The following is a 16461-nucleotide window of genomic DNA, read 5'->3' on the forward strand; positions in this document are numbered from 1 at the left end:
GCTAACAAAATAGGCTATAAAACCGCTAAAAGAAGATTTAAAATGGAACTCAGAAATTTAGCTATTGCCTTGATAGTTCTAAAATGTGAAGGAAATTTAGACCATTTTGAAACCTAAAAAAATGGCCAGAATTTCTTCCGACCATGACTAGCCTTTAGGCTTCTTTTTTTATTGTCTCACTAACGCTAGACAAGAATATAATTCAGGTTTGTTTGCTGTAAATTGTCTTAACCATATTGTTAACTCGTCAATTTCATAAGGTAACAATCTCTTTAATGCTTTTTCTACTTCTCTACAAAACAAATCTGAATTAAAACTTACTTTCTCTAGTACAGTTTTTGTGTACTCAAACATTGCTCTCGCCATCTTTTTTTAATAAATTTAGTTATACAATAAAACGTTTGGTAGACTTAATTATTATATTACACCAAATTTAATAAAAAAACCAACATCAAAAACTGATGTTGGTCATAAAATTTTGTTTAAAAAAAGTTAAATAAACTACAGTTTATTTATTTTTTCTACTAAAGCTCTCGCTTGATCTTCTAATTCTTGGTTTATCGCTTTAAAATGCGCTTTTGGGTTTTCAACATCATTAGCATTTACTTTTTCGATTAAAGTGTCAAAAGTTTCAATTGCTTCATCAATAATTGCATCACCTTTTTTAGGTTCATTTTTTAACGCAGACGCATCTAACGCATATTCAATAACATCACCTAAAACATAATTGATGTCTTTTTTTAAGTTTTTTATACTTGCCATAACTTGTAATTCATTTAATGCTGCAAATTTAGTCTAATTATTTATAACAGCGATAAAACTTCTTTGATATTTAAAACAGTGCCATAATCAGCTTTTGATGAAATGGCTTCAGAAACCTCTTCATGGATCCAAGTGGTATGAAAAGGAATATGAATTGCAGAGGCTCCTATTTTTACTAATGGCAAAACATCAGATTTTAAAGAGTTTCCAATCATTAATAATTCTGATGGCTCTATATCTAAATGCTTAATTAACTTTTGATAATCTTTTGTTTTTTTATCGCTCATCACCTCTATATGATGAAAGTATTTTGACAAATTCGATTTATCAAGTTTTCTTTCCTGGTCTAATAAATCGCCTTTAGTTGCTACAATTAACTTGAACTTTCCCTGCAATGATTGCAACACCTCTTCTACTCCATCTAACAATTCAATTGGTTTTTCTAACATCTCTTTACCAATATTCAAAATCTTTTCAATGGTTTTTTGACTAATTTGATAGTTAGACAATTCTAAAGCACATTCTACCATAGACAACATAAATCCTTTAACACCATAACCATAATGAGTTAAATTTTTGATTTCTGTTTGAAATAATTCTTGATCTATTTTATTCGCTGTTTCATATTTTGCCAATAATTTGGCAAACTCTAATTCTGCTTCTCTAAAATAAGTTTCATTTACCCATAAAGTATCATCAGCATCAAAGGCAATTACTTTTATGTTTTTACTTATTTTGTACATTTTTTATGATTTTAAATGCTCAATCGCTTTTTCTAAATCTTCAGGAGTGTCAATACCTACTGTTTCTACATCAGTTTCTACCATTTTAATTTTTTTCCCAATTTCTTGATATCTAATAGCTTCAATTTTTTCTGCTGCTTCTAATGGTGTAATTGGTGTGTTGTAAAAATCGATTAACGCTTGTTTCCTGAAAGCATACACCCCTTTATGCTTGTAATATTTTACATCAATAGTTGTATCTCTATGATAAGGAATTACGCTTCTTGAAAAGTAAATTGCCATATTATTTACATCTGTAATTACCTTTACATTATTTGGATTTTCAATGTCTTCTTTATTGGTAATTTGTACTTTTAACGAGGCCAAGTCTACTTCTTTTTTTTCATCATTCTTAAAAACATCAATCAATTTAGACAAAGAAACTTCATCTATAAAAGGTTCATCTCCTTGTACATTAATTACAATATCAACATCGATATTTTCAACAGCTTCTGCAATTCTATCAGAACCACATTCGTGTTCTTTTTTACTCATAATTGCTTTTCCACTAGCATTTTCTATGGTTTTAAAGATGATATCAGAATCTGTTACAATATACACTTCATCAAACAAATTGGTATGTAAAGCAGCTTCATAAGTTCTTAAAATTACTGGTTTACCTCCTAAGTCTTTCATCAATTTTCCTGGAAAACGTGAGGCACTATAACGTGCAGGAATCATTGCAATTACTCTCATTTGTCTGTTTTATTTTCGTATCAAAGATAATATTTAAATGAATAGCGTTAAGAAACACTTTATTCTGAGTATATTTTTGTTGTGAACCAAAAAAAATATTTATTATGAGAAGTTTACTTTGGCTAGTAGCCGTTATTTGTATTATCGTTTGGATTTTAGGATTTTTCGAAGTTGTTTCTGGAATAGGAACTGGAAGTTTAATTCACGTTCTATTGGTGATTGCAATAATATCGATACTTTATAACATTATAAAAGGGAGAAAACCTTTATAAAAAATAAAAAAAGCTCAGAAATTCTGAGGTTTTATTTTATATATACTTCTAGTAATTCTGATTGTTTCTCTGATGATATTTGCAATTCTTTAATTGCAGCTGGAACTAAAATAGTTTCACCCATTTTTAGAGATTCCTTTTGATTCTTATACGTAAGTTCTACTTTACCTTCAACACACATATAAATTACAAAACTGTCTTTGTTTAAATGATTTACAGTTATTTCTCCTAGAACTGGTAAAACACTAGTTGTAAAATAAGGACAAGAAACAATTTCTGAAGATGAGTTTTGTTCTTTATTATAGTCTGTTTGATAAGATTCTTTTGCTGAATAATCTATTGCATCTAAAGCTTCTTCTGTATGCAACTCTCTGTAGGTTCCATCTGGGTTTGGTCTATCCCAGTCATAAATTCTATAAGTGATATCTGATGTCTGCTGAATTTCTGCCAATAACACTCCTGCTCCAATTGCATGAACTCTTCCTGTTGGGATAAAATAAACATCACCTTTATTTACTTCATCTATATTTAAAATATCAGTTAAGGTTTTATTTTCTAGATGATGTAAATATTCTTCTGGAGTTACTTCTTTTTGAAAACCAACTATTAAATTTGCTTTTTCATCAGCTTGCATCACATACCACATTTCTGTTTTTCCAAAAGAATTGTGTCTTTTTTTAGCTAAATCATCATGAGGATGTAATTGTATACTTAAGGCTTCTTTGGCATCTATAAACTTAATTAAAAGCGGAAATTTTTCACCAAAATGATTGTAGATTTTTTCTCCCATTAATTCTGATTTGTATTCAGAAATCAATTCTTTTAAATCTTTTCCTTTTAAATCTCCATTAACAACAACAGAAGTATCTCCTTTAACATCAGAAAGCTCCCAACTTTCTCCAATATCTTTTCTATCAGATTTTTTATTGAGTTTTTGAATTAGCTTTTCTCCTCCCCAAATTTTATCTTTTAGTATGGGTTTAAATTTTAATAATTGATTCATCTTTTCTTGGGATTTAAACAAATTTACAATGAAAAACTGTATCAAAAAAATTAACTAAGTTGATTCTATGAGATATATAACCAAATGAATAACTCTCAATACAATTATAGGAATTCTCTTTACTAGATTAAGCGTACGCTTATTAATAGAATATTGAAAAGTATAAAAAAAGGAATAGGATAATTTATTGTACCAAGACTATTCTCCAGAATAACTCACAAAATTTCTTGGAGTTTCGTACAAGGTAATTTTTAAATCCAAATCTGTTGGCAAATGTTTTCTTAACTTTTGATATGTTACAACACAGATATTTTCTGCTGTTGGATTCAACTCTTTAAATTCGTCAACTTCAATATTCAAATTTTTGTGATCAAAACACTCTTCAATTTCTGATTTAATTAAATCTTTTAATTTCCCTAAATCATAAACGTAACCAGTTGTTGCATCAATTTCTCCTGTTAGAGAAACTATCAATTCGTAATTATGTCCGTGATAATTTGGGTTAGAGCATTTATTAAAGACGGCAAAGTTTTTTTCATCAGACCAATCTTTTCGATACAATCTGTGTGCTGCGTTAAAGTGTGCTTTTCTATGTACAGTTACTTTAGGCATTTGTTAGTTTTTCGTAAGATTTATCAAAAATAATTTTAAACCACTCTGTATATTCTTTAGGATTTTTCTCAATATCTAATTTTACCTCTTCTAAAGTCATCCACTTATAAGCTTCAACTTCTTCTTTATTTATTTCAGGTTTACCATCAAACTTCCCAACCATTACATGATCAAATTCGTGTTCTGTCAACCCATTGTCAAATGGAGCTTTATAAATAAAAGAAAAGATCTCTTTAATATCCGTTACAAAACCCATTTCTTCTTGCAACCTTCTTCTTCCTGCATCAAGGTTACTCTCACCATCTCTTTGATGAGAACAACAAGTGTTTGTCCACAATAATGGCGAGTGATATTTGTGGGCTGCTCTTTGTTGCAACATCAATTCACCTTTTTCATTAAAAATAAATACAGAAAAAGCTCTATGCAAAACTGCTTTTTCATGAGCCTCTATTTTTTCCATCAATCCAACAGGATTGTCATTTTCATCAACTAATACTACTTGTTCTTCCATATTTGCAAAAATAGTGAAATGATTAGCTATCAAATCATAAAAATAATACAAAACCCATAACTCTTTTCTATTGTTTTATTTTGATGATTTATATTTGCAACTCTTACAAAGTAGCTGTTTTATGAAGATTTTTAAGTTTATCATCCTTATTTTGAGTGCTTCACTCCTTTTTCAATGCAATAAAGAAAAGAAAAAAACTGAAATAAAAACTCCAATTCAAAAGAAGGAAAAAAAACTTGAGAAAAAAGTTAAAAAACGATGGGACAGTTTAAATAGCAACAATGTTGAAGCTTTTTTTACTGAATATGGTAAACATAATAAAGAGACAAAAGTGATCATAAAGACCAGATTTGGAAACATCAAGCTCAGATTATACAATGACACTCCTATTCACAGAGCTAATTTTATCTTTTTAACTAAAATCAAATATTTTAATACTACAGAAATCTACAGAGTTGCTAAAAACTTTGTTATTCAAGGTGGAAATTCTGATGAAACCTACACCATAAAGCAAAGAAGATTATATGGTAATTATAGATTACTACCAGAATTTAGATCAAACAGAAGGCACAAATACGGTGCTTTAGCAGCTGCAAGAGATTGGGAAGACAATCCTAATAAATTATCAAATCCTTTTGAATTTTATATGGTGCATAGTAGAAAAGGCGCTCATCATTTAAACAACGAACATACTGTTTTTGGAGAAGTTGTTTCTGGTTTTGACACTATGGATAAAATCTCAAGAGTTAAGGTTGGTGTTGATGAATGGCCACAAGAAGACATCAGAATGACTATCGAAATTTTAGATTGATAATTCTCTTTGTAAAACCTATCTTTGCACCTCAAATTTTGTAGATGGGCTTTTTAGAAGAAATACAACGCAGAAGAACCTTTGGAATTATATCGCATCCAGATGCTGGTAAGACTACATTAACAGAAAAGTTATTGTTATTTGGTGGTGCGATACAAGAAGCAGGAGCTGTAAAAAATAACAAAATTAAAAAAGGGGCTACTTCCGATTTTATGGAAATTGAGCGCCAACGTGGAATTTCTGTAGCTACTTCTGTCTTAGCGTTCATTTATCAGAATAAGAAAATAAATATTCTAGACACTCCTGGTCACAAAGATTTTGCAGAAGATACTTTTAGAACTTTAACGGCTGTAGATAGTGTTATTGTGGTGATTGATGTTGCCAAAGGTGTTGAGCCACAGACCGAAAAGTTAGTTGAGGTTTGTAGAATGAGAAATATTCCAATGTTAGTTTTTATCAACAAACTAGATAGAGAAGGTAAAGATGCTTTCGATTTGTTAGACGAAGTTGAACAAAAATTAGGCTTACGTGTTACTCCAATGAGTTTTCCTATTGGAATGGGTTACGATTTTAAAGGGATTTATAATATTTGGGAAAAGAAATTAAACATCTTTTCTGGTGATAATAAAACAGGCATTTCAGAAGGTGTTGAGTTTGATGATTTATCAAATCCAGAACTCGATAAGGTAGTTGGTGAAACTGCTGCAGAAACCTTACGTGAAGAATTAGAGTTGATAGATGAAGTTTATCCTCCATTTAACCAAGAAGAATATTTAGAAGGAAAACTACAACCTGTATTTTTTGGTTCTGCTTTAAATAACTTCGGCGTTAAAGAATTGTTAGATGCATTTATAGAAATTGCACCTTCACCTCAACCCAAAAAAGCAGAAGAACGTTTGGTAGATTCTAAAGAAGAAAAACTAACAGGTTTTGTGTTTAAAATCCATGCAAACATGGATCCTAAGCATAGAGATAGATTAGCTTTTGTTAAAATTGTATCTGGTAAATTCAAACGAAACGCTCCTTATTTACATGTAAGAAACGGAAAAAAAGTAAAATTTTCGAGCCCAAATGCTTTCTTTGCAGAAAAGAAAGAAATCGTAGACGAATCTTTTCCAGGCGATATTGTTGGTTTACACGATACAGGTAATTTTAAAATTGGAGATACATTAACAGAAGGAGAAAAGTTGAATTTTAAAGGAATTCCGAGTTTTTCTCCAGAACATTTTAGATATGTAAATAATGCAGACCCTATGAAATCTAAACAATTGTATAAAGGTTTAGATCAATTGATGGATGAAGGTGTTGCCCAATTATTTACGCTAGACATGAACGGACGAAGAGTAATAGGAACAGTTGGTGCTTTACAGTACGAAGTTATTCAATATCGTTTAGAACACGAATATGGAGCAAAATGTACCTATGAAAATTTAAATGTTCATAAAGCCTGTTGGGTAGAGCCAGAGGATGTTAAAAACGAAGAATTTAAAGAATTTAAAAGAGTAAAACAACGTTATCTTGCCAAAGACAAGCAGGGACAATTGGTTTTTTTAGCAGATTCTGCATTTACCATTCAAATGACACAAAGTAAATATCCTACTGTGAAATTACATTTTACAAGCGAATTTAAAAATTAAAGTTATTATGAAAAAACTTTTCCTTATACTTTTATTAATGGCTTCATTTCAATTGTTTTCTCAAGATTTAACGCTTAATGATATTACAACAACTGAATTAAAAAACAGCATAAGACTTAATCATATTTTCATCAATCAACCAGATATCACCTATACTTATGGAGATGGAAGTACATATGATTTAAGACCAAAAACAGGTATCCTAGGATTAAATTATAATATTCCTTTAAACGATTGGCTATACACAGGAGCTGGTTTTCATGCTGCAAGTATTGGAGATCAAGGAGGTTTGTTTACTTTAGGGGTGAATTTAGGGGTTAACTTACCGATTTATAAAAAATTATTTTTTGATGCAAATGTTCATTTTGGTGGTGGTGGCGGATTTAGAAGTTTGGTAAATGGAGGTGCCATTGTGTATGCAAATGCAGGCTTACAATACAAATTAGAAAACATCTCTTTTGGTGTTCAATATGGTTATTTAGATTTTATAACAGGTATTCAAGGAGGTAATAATGTTTCTTTCTTTGTAGAAATACCAACAACACTTAGAGCAGGTTCTTATAAAGATGCTCAAAAAGAATTCATTATAGATGATAATTATACTGATGACTTTTGGGAAAAACCAGCTGTTAAAAGTGTACAACAAGTTAAATTTGATTTCTTTTTTCCTATGGGAAGAACAAGAACAGATGGTCGAGGTAACTTTAATAATGCTCAACCTATTACCCAAACGCTTTACATTATTGGGTTTGAATATCAAAGATATATCAATACCAATACTTTTTTATATGCTCATCTAGACACCATGTATAGTGGTTTAAGAGCAGGTTTTATGGATATGTTTTTTGGAGTAGGTAAAAACTTTATTGAAACCAAATATGTAAACTTTTTTGCAAAATTTGGACTTGGTGCTGCAGGTGGTAGAATTTTTCCAGAAAACGGATTAACCATGTATCCAAGTGCTGGTTTTGATGTGAGGTTTACAGAAAATTTTGGATTGAGTTTTCATGGAGGATATCACAGGTCTTTAGGAGCTACATTCGAAGCCCTTACCTCTGGTGTTAGTTTAAAATATTATGGATTAAGTGGTGGTTCTAAAAACCCATCAAACAATAAAAAGGGGAAATCAATTAAAACACAAGGTGTTCAAATTGGAGTTCAAAATCAAACTTATTTTGATGTTGCTATTTTAGACAGAGCAGATAGAGACTTGCAACAAATTGCATTAAAACTAAATTATGACATCACTAATAGAATATATGTTTCTGGTGAAGCTTCTTTTGCTTATGAAGGAGGTGCTGGTGGTTATGCTCATGGAATATTTGGACTTGGAATCAAATCAAATAAATTTTTAAACAATAAAATTTCTTTATTTGCAGAAGCTGCTGCAGGTGTTGCTGGTGGTGGTGGTGTAGATTCTGGTGAGGGTGTTTTAGTTAGACCTTCTGCTGGTGTAAATTACCATGTTAATGATAATTTTAATTTTAACATTTCAGCAGGTCAAATGTGGTCTCCTTTTGGTAATGTAAACTCAACGAACATTAACATTGGTTTTACCTATAGCCTATCAGTACTTAACTTAAAAAAATAATTACATTCTGAACTTGTTTCAGAAACTTTACAAATAATAAATTAAATAAAATGAACAACGGATTATATGCAAAATTCACCACATCAAAAGGTGATATTTTAGTACAATTAGAACAAGAAAAAACTCCAGGAACAGTTGGTAACTTTGTTGCTTTGGCAGAAGGAAACTTAGAAAATTCAGCAAAACCTCAAGGAACTCCGTATTATAACGGATTAAAATTTCATAGAGTAATTCCAGATTTTATGATTCAGGGTGGATGTCCACAAGGAACAGGAACTGGAAATCCTGGGTATAAATTTGATGATGAGATTCATGCTGATTTAAAACATGATGCTCCTGGTAAATTATCTATGGCAAATGCTGGTCCTGGCACAAACGGCTCTCAATTTTTTATCACTCATGTTGCCACTCCTTGGTTAGATGGCAAACATACTGTTTTTGGTTCTGTAATTGAAGGACAAGATGTTGTTGATGCTGTAGCTCAAGGTGATGAAATGAACGTCGAAATTATTAGAGTTGGTGAAGAAGCAGAAAATTTTAATGCTGTAGAAGCTTTTAGAACTTTTGAAGGTGCCAGAGAACAACGTGAGGCAGAAGAAAAAGCTAAACAAAAGGAATTATTAGATTCTGTTGCTGCTGGTTACGATGAAACTGATAGTGGTTTACGCTACAAAATTCTTCAAAAAGGTGAAGGAAAACAAGCAACAAAAGGTGCTGGAGTTTCTGTACATTATAAAGGACAATTATTAGACGGAACTGTTTTTGACTCTTCATACAAAAGAAAACAACCTATCGATTTTAATGTTGGTGTTGGACAAGTAATTTCTGGTTGGGATGAAGGGATTCAATTATTACAAGTAGGCGACAAAGCTCGTTTTGTAATTCCTTCTAATTTGGCATATGGAGAAAGAGGTGCTGGTGGTGTAATACCTCCAAATGCTACCTTAATCTTTGATGTAGAATTGATGGATGTAAAATAAATATTTTTGAATATCAAAAAAGGGTAGTAATTTAAATTACTACCCTTTTTTTTTGCGTTTATTTTTTCTATTATGACATTAGTCATTTATTTTCTTCTAACTCAAGTATACTTTTGTACAATAAAACTTAAAATATTAAAATTAATATAAAATGTTACAAAATAGAAGAATTTATTTACCTCCATTAAGCCTAATAGGTCCAGGAGCATTACAAGATTTAGGAGACGAACTCAAAAGTCTTCCCTATAAAAAAGCCCTTTTTGTTACGGATAGTGTTTTAGTAAAAATTGGTGTTGCTAAACAAGTAATTGAAGTTATGGAAGCTTCTAATATAGAAGTTGTCTTATATAAAGATGTTCAGCCAAATCCTACAGTAAAAAATGTAAATGATGGCTTAGCACTCTTAAAAGAAAATAATTGTGATTTCATCTTAACACTTGGTGGTGGATCTCCCCAAGATTGTGGAAAAGCAATTGGTATTTTAGCTACAAACGGTGGGAATATTGAGGATTATGAAGGAATTCATATGAGTAAAAGCAAATCTTTACCATTAATTGCCATTAACACCACTGCAGGAACTGCAAGTGAAGTTACCATTAACTATGTAATTACTGATGAAAAAAGACATATTAAAATGGTTATGGTTGATAAAAACTGTCTGGTTTCAATTGCTGTAAACGATCCTAAATTGATGTTAAATAAACCAGCATCTTTAACAGCTGCAACTGGTATGGATGCATTAACTCATGCTATTGAAACTTACATTACTAAAGGTGCCTTTGAATGGTCAGATGTCTTAGCTTTAGAAGCTATTAAACTAATTTCTGAAAGCTTAGAAGATGCTGTTAAAAATGGAACTGATCTAGAGGCAAGAAGTAAAATGGCTTGGGGCCAATTTATTGCAGGTCAAGCATTTTCTAATGCTGGTTTAGGGTATGTACACTCTATGGCACATCAGTTGGGTGGTATGTACGATCTACCACATGGAGTTGCCAATGCAATATTATTACCTCATGTAGAAAAATTTAATATTCCTGCTTGTGCTCATAAATTAAAAAATGTAGCAAAAGCAATGGGAGTAGATGTTGCTAATATGAATGATGATGAAGGTGCAAATGCAGCAATCAAAGCAATACAATCTTTATCTAGAGCAGTTGGTATACCTTCTGGTTTAGAAGAGTTAGGTGTTAAAAAAGAAGACTTTAAAGAAATGTCTAAAAATGCACTAGCTGATGTTTGTACTGGTGGTAACCCAAGAGAGGTAAACCTAGAAGAAACAATGGCTATTTATGCTGAAGCAATGTAAATTATATTTAACAAACCATTAAATTAAAAAGCTCTCTAATTTCAGAGAGCTTTTTGTATTACTTTATAAAAGACATTCCTTCTAAAGCAGATGCATCATTGGGCTTGTTTAACAATACTTTTTGAAATAATTCTTTCGCTTCTTTTTTATTTCCAAGCTTTAAATTTGTCCAAGCATACATTAAAACTCCATCGTAATCAAATGGATATAAATCTACAATTTGTTTAAAAAGAGACAAAGATTTATCAAACTCTAACCTGTTGTAATAAATGGTACCTAAATAATACATTGCTTTTGTATTATGTGGTGAGTTTTCTAAAATTTTTGTATAGATTTCAATGACTTCATCCCAACGTCCTAATGCAGATAATGGAAAAATAATGCCAAATTTAGGTTCATCTGCATATGGCATTAATTTTAAAGTTTTTTTATAAAATGCCATTGATTCACTAAAGTTTCCTGCCATATAATTTAACCATCCTAAACGTAGATTCATTTCATAAGAATTTTCATTGTAAAAAATCTTAATTTCATCTGCTGCTAATTTAAAATCACCATTGGCTTCTAACTCATAACTTTTTCTAAATGCATTATGTACATCAGAAAAATTATTTTGACCATAAATTGTTACGCTTCCTAAAATGATTAATACTCCAGTTATAATTGTTTTTCTTAAAATATCCATGTGAGTGATGCTAATATATTTTGTTGATTAAATTCGAACTTTTTTGATGTTTTCGTAAAATTTTCATCATAATAATTATCTTCCATATTCATAAATGAATACCCTACTTTTAATATTGAGTTTTTACTAAAATATTTAATAGTGCCCCCAAATTCATTTAATCCAGTAGCTGGTTGATTATAAATTATTAAACCATTATTTGCTGTATAATTATTCATATTACCAACAGTGCCAAAACCAGTAAGTAAAATTTTATTTATACTTACAACTGCACCAGCTGTATAAATTACACTAGAATCTTCATTTTGATTCTTATATTGTAAAGATCCGAAAGGTACTAATACTGAACTTCCTAATGGATATAAAGACATTGAATAACCGATTTGAAACTGATTCAATCCATTTAAATCTGAAATAGAAACATTAATACTATTTCTCATAAAATTTAAATTCTTTGTAATTGCCCCTCCAAAAACCAAGTTATTATATTTTATTTCTGAAGCTGATGATGCATCAATTGGATTTATATTATCGAATTTACCGGAGATCACATTTACAAAAACATCAAAATACCATTTCTTACCAAGTGCAAAAGTTAGGTCTGCATAATAACGAGATTCTGCACCTTTATAAGCTTTATTTTCTATAACTCCATTTACATTTAATTGCTGAACTGAGTTGGTTGGTATGTATGTAAATTGATGATATAAATTGCCCCTTTTAAATAAAGGGTGATTCATTGCTAGTGAAAACATTTGCTGATTCTTACGAATAAAACGATAATCAATTGTTTTAGAATCTCCTTCTGAAGCTATCATATCATCATAATCTATATTATTTGTTGCCAAAACACTAAAACTAATATCACTTATAAATGGTTTTTGTAAATTTATTTTTTCTTTTAAACTTGTTTCCATTTTATCATAAAACAAGCGACTTTCCATAACTAAACCACTAGAACGATAAGCCCAATATAAGTAATCTTGTACTACAAGATTACTCGGATCTAAAGCATATGCTTTTTCTAAAAATTGAATAGCTCTAAACATTTTATGCTCTTTAAAATAAGCAATACCCATTCTTACTTTTAATAAATAAAAATCAATGCCTTCTTTGTTGGCTTTTTTTCCTTCTGCAATAATTGATATCCAATCTTTATTTAAATACATAGCATAAGTTGTGCTATCTATTTTTTCATGTACTTGAGTTTGTTTTTGAGCACTTACAGAAGCTACAAACCATAATAAAATTATGCATACAATTTGTTTTCCCATTTTAATGTCATTTTAGATTTTTCTAAGGATTTACAAGAAATATTAATTTCCCTATTTTTATGTATAACAATCTCAGCAGAAAAAAGTGGTTTATTATTTTGTCCTTTAATATTAGAATTCAGTTCTATTTTACTAGAATAAAAAACTTGTTCAGATTCTTTATACAAAAGGAGATAGTTTCCTTTTAAAAATATGGTAAAGGGTACTAAAAAATCTTGTATTGTTAAAAGTGGAAAATGATAAAGATGATGTACAGGAAACTTAGTTTTTACAGAAATATCTGAATTCTCACTTAAAACCACTTTATAAAAACTTTGGTAAAAATAAAATAATGCACTTTTTTTAGATCCTAAAAAATTTACTGATGAAAATGTTTTACCATTATTAACATAATATAATTTTGCTTTTGTTTGTATACAATAGAGATAAGTTTGATTATAAATATCAATTTCATTTCTTATAGCAAAAATGTTTTCATTATTGTTCTCTTTAGTTATTGTTAAAATAAACTCATCTCCTGGGTTCCATTTAAATGCAGATTGTAAAATTGGTGAAGTAGAAATATTTGATAACGTTTCTTGATTATTTGGAATCCCTTTTTCTACAAAATCTAACTTCAAATCATTGCCAATTAAATATTCAGAAATTGGCCAAAAAATAGTGGCAGCTCCTATTGTTGGAGTACTTTGTAATTGAAAATGTAAATGCGGATAAGGTGAGCGTCCAGAATTACCACATTTACCTATAGCTTGTCCCTCAACAACAACATCTCCAACATTTACTTTTATAGAATCTTTTTTTAAATGGCTCATTTTAGAATACAAATATTCTTCATGTTTTATGACTACCGTATTTCCCCAATTTTGAAGTGTATTTGTTTCTCCTATCAAATTATCTTCAACGTTATTTAACACAGAAACAACTGTGCCTAATGCTGGAGCAATTATAGGTTTGTCATAGCAAAAATAGTCTGTAACTACATAACCATCTCCAGAAAACTCCTTATCTGTTGCACTATCTTTAATTATAAAATCCCAAGCAAAACTAAAAAAACCTTTATGAGTATACATACCATTATGAGCCTGATTAACTGTCCACTTTCCCATAAAAGGTAAACGTATTGAAGTTGTAAAAGCCACATACTTTTTAGCGGGTTGACTATCATATAAGTATGCATTTGTCTCGGGGTTTTTCTGATGAACAAGTGTTAGAATAGGTGATTTTGTTTGATCATATCTAATTTTTAAAGCATACAAGAAACCTAATAAAATTACATTAAAGGGTAATGAAAAAGCTGATAATTCAAAAAAGGAAAATAATCTATCTGAACCTATTGTGGTGATCACCAAAACTGGAATTAACAATAAACTCCAAAAAAATGAGGTTCTAGATGGAATTAAGAAATAGCCTCCAATTGCTATGGTAGAAAGTATAAAATTAAAACCATAATATGTGTAATTTAAAGATCCTGAATACATTCCTAAAAACGAGTACATCCAATAAGCAATAAAAAAGCCTAATATTGATAATAAAAAATTTACCCTAGAGTGAACTAATAACCCTATTGAAATTAACACACCTGCCAATAAATTAAACTGAAAAAAAATAGCCCCTAGAGACAAAAAATAAGTATCAAAACCAGTATCCGTAAAAAAAGCATTTAAACCATCTACAATAGTAACAAGTACATTACCTCCTATTTTAAAATACATATTAGAAGGATACAAGGTTTCTAAATTTAAAGAAATACTAGAAAACGTAGGAAATGCTAATAGCAAAACCCACATTCCTATTAAAAAAGGAATACTTAAAAAAGGCAAACCATATTTTGTAAAAAGCCCTATTAAGAACACTGTGCTAAAAAAAGCGATTGCTGCTCCAGAAAAAATTAACAATACAACCTCTAAACCTGGAGAAAAATAAGTACCAATACCTAAACCTACCAGTAACGCATTAAAACTATATGATCCATTTTTTGTAAGTGTTTCTGAATACCCAAAGAGTTGCGATAATCCAATTGCTGTAAAAACCGCAATTAAGCCACTAATACCTGTCCACCAATTCATAAAACTAACCATTAGTAATATAAAGGCTAAAATTTTATTGTTGGTGAAAAAAATTTGAGAATAGCTCGATAATGTAGCTTCAAAAATAAAATTACTTTTTTTTAACAGGTCATTTTTCATGTTTATGAAAGGTGTTCTGGCACTAATTCTTGTCTTCTAAAAACTTCTTTATCTTCTGCTTTTCTAATCAAATGCACGTTACTTTCTTTATCTATCATTACAATATTTGGCCTATAGGTAATAAATTGCATCCATTGTGTCATGGTGTACGCCCCTACTCTTTTTATTACAAAATGATCTCCTTTATTTAACATTGGGAAATCAATATTTTTTCTAATCACATCAATATTCATACATAAAGGCCCATAAATGGTGGTTGGTTCAGACTGAAAACTAGATTCATGAACAGGATAAATTTCATGATTGTACCAAAAAGCTGTAAACATTAAATTGACACCTGCATCAATTACCATAGACTTTCTTCCATCTGCTAAACGTTTGTTTGCTATAACGGTTCCTGCTAACCAACCTGCATCATCTATTAATGCTCTACCTGTTTCTAAAATTAACATTGGTGATTCATTATTAGGAAAATCAGCTTCAATCATTGCAGTAGAAATTGAATGTGCATAATCATCAAAACTCGGAGTTGTATCAGTTGCAGGCATATAAGCACCTTGCAAGGTGTTTTGTGAAGCAAAACCACCTCCTACATCTATATAACCAATAATTGTATTAAAACGATCGAACGTTTTATTTGCCAAAGCAGCTAATTTTTTTACAGCTGTTGCATAGGCTTTAGACATGGAAATATAAGTACCTATATGAATATGTAAACCTATTAAATCTACAGTTCCACCAGAAAGAAGACGATTAATCGCATTCCAAGCTTCACCGTTTTCATAATTAAAACCAAAACGATCCCATTGAGGAATAATACCTGTATCCATATTTACACGAATAGCAACTTGTGGTCTTTCATTTAACTTATCAGTTAACCCTAAAATGGTATATAATTCATCAAAATGATCAATATGAATTAATGATTTGTTATTAATAGCTCTAATTAAATCTTCTTCACTTTTGTCTGGACCATTAAAAATAATTTGAGTTCCAGAAGTTCCATTATCTAATGCTTTTTCATACTCGAAACCAGAAACCACCTCTGCCCAAGCTCCTTCTTGATGAAAAATTCGACACACAGAATCTAAATAATTTGTTTTATAGGACCATGCGAATTGTACTTTTGGATACCTTGTAGAAAATGCACGATAAGCTGTTCTATAGGTTTGTCTGATAGTACTTTCTGAAAGTACAAAAACTGGTGAACCATAATCTTCAATTATACTATCTATTTCTACAGAATCAATTGTAGAAATGGGTTGTAATCTTTTTAAACTTCCAAATTTATTTGGAATTCCCTCAACTACTTTTCGTAAAACCGGACGTTCATATATTTTTTTGCTCATTTTT

17 protein-coding genes are annotated in these 16461 nt (G+C 30.3%); 6 read left to right on the plus strand and 11 right to left on the minus strand.

The window, feature by feature from the left end; translation table 11 throughout:
• Positions 1-168: 168 nt before the first annotated feature.
• The 4 genes from FP421_RS04125 to kdsB all read right to left on the minus strand — a co-directional run bounded on the left by FP421_RS04125 (position 169) and on the right by kdsB (position 2240).
• Complete coding sequence (locus FP421_RS04125) at positions 169-366, minus strand: hypothetical protein (RefSeq protein ID WP_159947910.1); 198 nt, start codon at positions 364-366, stop codon at positions 169-171.
• A 135-nt stretch (positions 367-501) separates the two neighbouring features.
• On the minus strand, positions 502-762 hold the full coding sequence (locus FP421_RS04130) for a hypothetical protein (RefSeq protein ID WP_159947912.1): 261 nt from the start codon (positions 760-762) through the stop codon (positions 502-504).
• A gap of 41 nt (positions 763-803) precedes the next feature.
• Positions 804-1505 (minus strand): HAD family hydrolase, encoded by a 702-nt coding sequence (locus FP421_RS04135; RefSeq protein ID WP_201288790.1) that lies wholly within the window; start codon positions 1503-1505, stop codon positions 804-806.
• A gap of 3 nt (positions 1506-1508) precedes the next feature.
• A complete protein-coding gene (kdsB, locus tag FP421_RS04140) occupies positions 1509-2240 on the minus strand; it encodes a 3-deoxy-manno-octulosonate cytidylyltransferase (protein ID WP_159947914.1) in 732 nt (243 codons plus the stop codon).
• 104 nt (positions 2241-2344) lie between these two features.
• On the opposite strand from kdsB, the gene FP421_RS04145 reads away from it, so the two are divergent.
• Entirely contained in the window at positions 2345-2512 is a 168-nt protein-coding gene (locus tag FP421_RS04145; RefSeq protein ID WP_159947916.1) for a lmo0937 family membrane protein, read from the plus strand.
• A 31-nt stretch (positions 2513-2543) separates the two neighbouring features.
• Here the strand turns inward: FP421_RS04145 and FP421_RS04150 are convergent, their stop codons facing one another.
• The 3 genes from FP421_RS04150 to idi all read right to left on the minus strand — a co-directional run bounded on the left by FP421_RS04150 (position 2544) and on the right by idi (position 4638).
• A complete protein-coding gene (locus tag FP421_RS04150; protein ID WP_159947918.1) occupies positions 2544-3515 on the minus strand; it encodes a type I phosphomannose isomerase catalytic subunit in 972 nt (323 codons plus the stop codon).
• A gap of 198 nt (positions 3516-3713) precedes the next feature.
• On the minus strand, positions 3714-4127 hold the full coding sequence (locus tag FP421_RS04155; RefSeq protein WP_159947920.1) for a 6-pyruvoyl trahydropterin synthase family protein: 414 nt from the start codon (positions 4125-4127) through the stop codon (positions 3714-3716).
• Positions 4120-4638 (minus strand): isopentenyl-diphosphate Delta-isomerase, encoded by a 519-nt coding sequence (idi, locus tag FP421_RS04160; protein WP_159947922.1) that lies wholly within the window; start codon positions 4636-4638, stop codon positions 4120-4122. The genes FP421_RS04155 and idi overlap by 8 nt, the downstream gene beginning before the upstream one ends.
• A gap of 121 nt (positions 4639-4759) precedes the next feature.
• Between idi and FP421_RS04165 the strand changes: the two genes are divergently transcribed.
• From FP421_RS04165 to FP421_RS04185, 5 genes are all read left to right on the plus strand, one after another.
• A complete protein-coding gene (locus tag FP421_RS04165; RefSeq protein WP_159947924.1) occupies positions 4760-5449 on the plus strand; it encodes a peptidylprolyl isomerase in 690 nt (229 codons plus the stop codon).
• A gap of 44 nt (positions 5450-5493) precedes the next feature.
• Entirely contained in the window at positions 5494-7086 is a 1593-nt protein-coding gene (locus FP421_RS04170; protein WP_159947926.1) for a peptide chain release factor 3, read from the plus strand.
• A 7-nt stretch (positions 7087-7093) separates the two neighbouring features.
• On the plus strand, positions 7094-8677 hold the full coding sequence (locus tag FP421_RS04175) for a hypothetical protein (protein WP_159947928.1): 1584 nt from the start codon (positions 7094-7096) through the stop codon (positions 8675-8677).
• Positions 8678-8727: 50 nt separating this feature from the next.
• Entirely contained in the window at positions 8728-9657 is a 930-nt protein-coding gene (locus tag FP421_RS04180) for a peptidylprolyl isomerase (RefSeq protein WP_159947930.1), read from the plus strand.
• A gap of 151 nt (positions 9658-9808) precedes the next feature.
• Positions 9809-10963: an iron-containing alcohol dehydrogenase gene (locus tag FP421_RS04185; protein ID WP_159947932.1), complete on the plus strand. Its 1155-nt coding sequence runs from the start codon at positions 9809-9811 to the stop codon at positions 10961-10963.
• Between the two features lie 58 nt (positions 10964-11021).
• Here FP421_RS04185 and FP421_RS04190 read toward each other — a convergent pair whose 3' ends face one another.
• From FP421_RS04190 to FP421_RS04205, 4 genes are read right to left on the minus strand one after another with little or no spacing between them, the layout of a single operon-like run.
• Positions 11022-11648: a tetratricopeptide repeat protein gene (locus tag FP421_RS04190; RefSeq protein WP_159947934.1), complete on the minus strand. Its 627-nt coding sequence runs from the start codon at positions 11646-11648 to the stop codon at positions 11022-11024.
• Positions 11636-12922 carry a tetratricopeptide repeat protein gene (locus FP421_RS04195; protein ID WP_159947936.1) on the minus strand — a complete coding sequence of 429 codons (1287 nt, stop codon included), beginning with the start codon at positions 12920-12922 and terminating at the stop codon, positions 11636-11638. The genes FP421_RS04190 and FP421_RS04195 overlap by 13 nt, the downstream gene beginning before the upstream one ends.
• Positions 12898-15108, minus strand: coding sequence for an urea transporter (locus FP421_RS04200; RefSeq protein WP_159947938.1), 2211 nt, complete (start codon positions 15106-15108; stop codon positions 12898-12900). The genes FP421_RS04195 and FP421_RS04200 overlap by 25 nt, the downstream gene beginning before the upstream one ends.
• A 2-nt stretch (positions 15109-15110) precedes the next feature.
• Positions 15111-16457, minus strand: coding sequence for a type III PLP-dependent enzyme domain-containing protein (locus FP421_RS04205; RefSeq protein ID WP_159947940.1), 1347 nt, complete (start codon positions 16455-16457; stop codon positions 15111-15113).
• Positions 16458-16461 lie beyond the last annotated feature (4 nt).

Source organism: Polaribacter septentrionalilitoris, assembly GCF_009832745.1.
GTDB classification, from domain to species: domain Bacteria; phylum Bacteroidota; class Bacteroidia; order Flavobacteriales; family Flavobacteriaceae; genus Polaribacter; species Polaribacter septentrionalilitoris.

Bases quoted from the DNA above. Each gene is read 5' to 3' on its own strand.
- FP421_RS04125 (WP_159947910.1), bottom strand. From the start codon at position 366: ATGGCGAGAGCAATGTTTGAGTACACAAAAACTGTACTAGAGAAAGTA.
- FP421_RS04130 (WP_159947912.1), bottom strand. From the start codon at position 762: ATGGCAAGTATAAAAAACTTAAAAAAAGACATCAATTATGTTTTAGGT.
- FP421_RS04135 (WP_201288790.1), bottom strand. From the start codon at position 1,505: ATGTACAAAATAAGTAAAAACATAAAAGTAATTGCCTTTGATGCTGAT.
- kdsB (WP_159947914.1), bottom strand. From the start codon at position 2,240: ATGAGAGTAATTGCAATGATTCCTGCACGTTATAGTGCCTCACGTTTT.
- FP421_RS04145 (WP_159947916.1), top strand. From the start codon at position 2,345: ATGAGAAGTTTACTTTGGCTAGTAGCCGTTATTTGTATTATCGTTTGG.
- FP421_RS04150 (WP_159947918.1), bottom strand. From the start codon at position 3,515: ATGAATCAATTATTAAAATTTAAACCCATACTAAAAGATAAAATTTGG.
- FP421_RS04155 (WP_159947920.1), bottom strand. From the start codon at position 4,127: ATGCCTAAAGTAACTGTACATAGAAAAGCACACTTTAACGCAGCACAC.
- idi (WP_159947922.1), bottom strand. From the start codon at position 4,638: ATGGAAGAACAAGTAGTATTAGTTGATGAAAATGACAATCCTGTTGGA.
- FP421_RS04165 (WP_159947924.1), top strand. From the start codon at position 4,760: ATGAAGATTTTTAAGTTTATCATCCTTATTTTGAGTGCTTCACTCCTT.
- FP421_RS04170 (WP_159947926.1), top strand. From the start codon at position 5,494: ATGGGCTTTTTAGAAGAAATACAACGCAGAAGAACCTTTGGAATTATA.
- FP421_RS04175 (WP_159947928.1), top strand. From the start codon at position 7,094: ATGAAAAAACTTTTCCTTATACTTTTATTAATGGCTTCATTTCAATTG.
- FP421_RS04180 (WP_159947930.1), top strand. From the start codon at position 8,728: ATGAACAACGGATTATATGCAAAATTCACCACATCAAAAGGTGATATT.
- FP421_RS04185 (WP_159947932.1), top strand. From the start codon at position 9,809: ATGTTACAAAATAGAAGAATTTATTTACCTCCATTAAGCCTAATAGGT.
- FP421_RS04190 (WP_159947934.1), bottom strand. From the start codon at position 11,648: ATGGATATTTTAAGAAAAACAATTATAACTGGAGTATTAATCATTTTA.
- FP421_RS04195 (WP_159947936.1), bottom strand. From the start codon at position 12,922: ATGGGAAAACAAATTGTATGCATAATTTTATTATGGTTTGTAGCTTCT.
- FP421_RS04200 (WP_159947938.1), bottom strand. From the start codon at position 15,108: ATGAAAAATGACCTGTTAAAAAAAAGTAATTTTATTTTTGAAGCTACA.
- FP421_RS04205 (WP_159947940.1), bottom strand. From the start codon at position 16,457: ATGAGCAAAAAAATATATGAACGTCCGGTTTTACGAAAAGTAGTTGAG.